General features: G+C 46.8%; 3 protein-coding genes and 1 pseudogene. All 4 read right to left on the minus strand.

The window, feature by feature from the left end:
• Window positions 1-335 precede the first annotated feature (335 nt).
• Entirely contained in the window at window positions 336-542 is a 207-nt protein-coding gene (locus P5674_RS23800) for a hypothetical protein (protein ID WP_062945835.1), read from the minus strand.
• Between the two features lie 256 nt (window positions 543-798).
• Window positions 799-1,404, minus strand: coding sequence for a superoxide dismutase (locus P5674_RS23805; protein ID WP_006615995.1), 606 nt, complete (start codon window positions 1,402-1,404; stop codon window positions 799-801).
• A gap of 322 nt (window positions 1,405-1,726) precedes the next feature.
• Window positions 1,727-2,908 (minus strand): DUF58 domain-containing protein, encoded by a 1,182-nt coding sequence (locus tag P5674_RS23810; protein ID WP_062945834.1) that lies wholly within the window; start codon window positions 2,906-2,908, stop codon window positions 1,727-1,729.
• 70 nt (window positions 2,909-2,978) lie between these two features.
• Window positions 2,979-3,249, minus strand: a pseudogene (locus P5674_RS23815) (hypothetical protein); the annotation flags it as partial.

The raw sequence follows: 3,249 nt of genomic DNA on the forward strand, positions 1-3,249 counted from the left end.
TGCCATGGATTCTGTTCTCAAGGCTGCGTCCTAACCGTATTGACTAGTGCTATAGGTTGTATCTCGGAGCCTTCCGTTCCCCGCTTCAATCTGACGGGTTGTGATTCCTGAAACTGGGGGTGGCTACCGCCGTTACTCTCAACTTCCTGCTATACTAAATGGGTTCATAACGTCCATCTTTCCAGCATTCTGTCTTGACCTTGAGTCTTCCTGCGTTGTCTGGTTGTCGAAGCCAGAGGTTGGGACACATAGATAGTTATGGGATGGTCAGGGTTACTTAGCTATCACATTAAGTCCCTTATATTCTACCAAGGGGTAGAAGTCCCACGAGGAGGTTATTTCAGGCATCGCAGCCTTATTTTATCTCCTAAACGTCTCGCACGCAATAGTAGGTTGTACCTAGTCCCGGACTTTTGTAGTTTGAGAGTCACTCCTTTGGGACATTCCCCCTTAAAGTCTTGATAGGCTTTCAGGAATCTAGCGTAACTCTCATCATAGTTACCCTTTCCCCCCACTGTAGGGAGTTTAGCGGCGTTACTCATTTTTTACTCACTTGTTACTCTACTACGGTTTTGAGTAACACCTAAGCAGCGGTAGAATAGGGGTTATAGGCTATGTATTAGGTTCAAGTCCGATTACTGGATTTTTTTGCTGTCAGTAGTGCGCCTGAGTCACTGATAAATAATCAAAAATTACCCGCCCCTCTCAACTGACCGCCCCCCAATATTGCCTTTGAGGGGGGGTACAGATTAAGCTAGAGCAGGTTAGCTAGGTTGGCTGAAAGGAATATCAAAGATATTAGCTGGCAGACGCGAGATTTTCAGCTACAAAGTCCCAGTTAACCAGATTTTCGATAAAGTTATCGATGAAACCTGGCCGCGCATTTTGGAAGTCCAGATAGTAGGCGTGTTCCCAAACATCGAGAGTTAGCAGGGGAGTTTTACCCTCAACCATGGGGTTAACAGCATTAGCAGTCTTGGTAACTTTCAGTGTGCCATTATCCAGGACTAGCCAAGCCCAACCACTACCGAACTGGGTAGCCGCTGCGTTCTTAAATTCTTGAATGAATGCGTCAAAGCTACCGAAATCTGCTTGAATCTTGTCAGCCAAAGCTCCTGTAGGTTGACCACCACCATTGGGCTTGAGGCACTTCCAGAAGAAACTGTGATTCCAGACTTGGGCAGCGTTATTAAATATACCAGACTTAGAAGGATCATTGTAAGTGGCTTTGATGATCTCTTCCAGGGACATATTAGCCATGTCTGTACCTTCAATAGCAGCATTAAGGTTTTTGACATAAGCTGCATGGTGCTTACCATGATGGTAGGATAGAGTATTAGCGGACATTTTGCTAGACTCTAGTGCATCCTGATCAAAAGGTAAACTGGGAAGTTCAAAAGCCATTGTGTTTTCTCCTCTCTCAAATATCTAGGCTTCTCGATTTGTCTTGAACGGGACAAATTTATGAGCGAGCCTACATAAAACTTTACAATATCCTGATCATATACCATCAACGGTCACTAAAACAAATCTAGTCGGGCTAACTTTGGTTTGTGAAGGTCTGCCCCCTCGGCTTATCTCCTACCCGGCGGCAGGTAAACCCCAGTATCTTGGTGCAATTAGTTTTGAGAATACCGCGCTTTAATGCCCATTTAGGGGATGGTTCTGCATTCAGGGATGATTCCCATCGGCTAACTTACTAAACCCGCCGGGCGGCTTGTCAAAGTCAATTATTTTTGGCCTGCAATTGTGGAACCAGAGGTTCAGCGGGATTAATCCTTACACCGGGACAGGGAGCGATCGCATCGGAGCCATATTGCATCCCCAACCCGGAGCGCGCGCCATGATTTTGTGGGGCAGGCAGTGGCCAAAGTAGCCAACGACTCTGAGGGGAAAGGCTCATGATACTGTCAGAATTTTGAGTAATCCAAATCAGTGGAACATCAGGGCGGTCAATGGTGCTATTAGATTGACCCGCCATAACCCCAGCCAAAACGGAGAGAACGCCCCAATTGCCTTCCACCAGTCCGTCGGAGGCAGTCCATAGCCGTACATTAAGTTGAGCGCGACGAGCGTAGAAATAAAGAGAAGCAGCCACAGAAACGGCGGTTTCAAAATCGGCATGGTCCCAAGAAAATGCACTATCAAGACAAATAACTACTTCCTGACCCCCAATAGCGACCTCCAATTCTCGGACTCGTAGATCCCCATAGCGAGCACTAGAACGCCAATGAATCAGTCTAGTAGGGTCGCCGATACGATAAGGGCGTAAAGTGCGAGTAATGCCTTCTGTGGCTTGATCAAGGCGAAAGCAAGAGTAAATCTCTGGACCTTGGTCTACTTCAATGCTATCAACAATAGGACAAGCAGTTAAAGGCAATACGGTGGGATAAACAATAGCTGTAGCAGGAACTTGGCGATCGCGACTACACCAAAATAACCCCAGGGGAGAAGCCGATCGCAGTCTCACCCCAGACCAATGGTAAATCCCCCGGCGTTTAGTAATACGGGAATATTTCCAGTGATAAACTTGTCCGGGTCCAATAACATCAATAGACTCCGATGCATCTCCCAACTCTGTGGGGAGGCGATCGTAAATTTGAAATAGGGGACAAGATTTTTTCGACTGGTTTTCGATTTCCAGTTCAAAAGTGAGGCGCGAGCCCACACTGACCGGAGTAATAGGGTAGCGGCGAACCTGAAGGGGACGAAGACTCCGCCCTGGCAGAATTGCCGCCGCCAATAACAAAGCCAACCCCATACCACTAATCACATACAGCCACCCTGCCATAGTATTAGTAGCAGCCCCAAAGAAAAAAACCGTCATAAACCCTAACAGCCAACCAGGATAAGCCGGAGTTACCCAGTTACGTTCTAACCAATTAGTAATTTTGCGTTTTGACCCCATAACATAATATCGCGCCGCTCACACCAGGATAACCAAAGTTCAACAAAAACTCCAGAAGTTTCCGGTTTCATCAGAAAAACTGGAAACAGTCTATAATTTTGGCGATCGCCGAAATAGCCCACAACCAGGAACCATCGCGCCTACTGGTTAGCTGAGTGTCAATTTTGAGCAATTGGGCTAACATGAGATACTCAATGCTATATTCTATAATTTGGTGCGAGACGTTCAGGCATGAAATAGGGTTGCAATACCCGAAATAACCGCCTGGTGGGGACTTCAACCCCTCGGTTGAATATAAGGAGCGCACTCCTGACCATCCCCATAACTGTTTATATGTCCCA

Source organism: Limnospira sp. PMC 289.06 (genome assembly GCF_032350395.1).
Classification (GTDB): Bacteria; Cyanobacteriota; Cyanobacteriia; order Cyanobacteriales; family Microcoleaceae; genus Limnospira; species Limnospira platensis.

What these genes read in the sequence shown, in the direction of transcription:
- P5674_RS23810 (WP_062945834.1), bottom strand. Translation starts at nt 2,908, where the DNA reads ATGGGGTCAAAACGCAAAATTACTAATTGGTTAGAACGTAACTGGGTA.
- P5674_RS23800 (WP_062945835.1), bottom strand. Translation starts at nt 542, where the DNA reads ATGAGTAACGCCGCTAAACTCCCTACAGTGGGGGGAAAGGGTAACTAT.
- P5674_RS23805 (WP_006615995.1), bottom strand. Translation starts at nt 1,404, where the DNA reads ATGGCTTTTGAACTTCCCAGTTTACCTTTTGATCAGGATGCACTAGAG.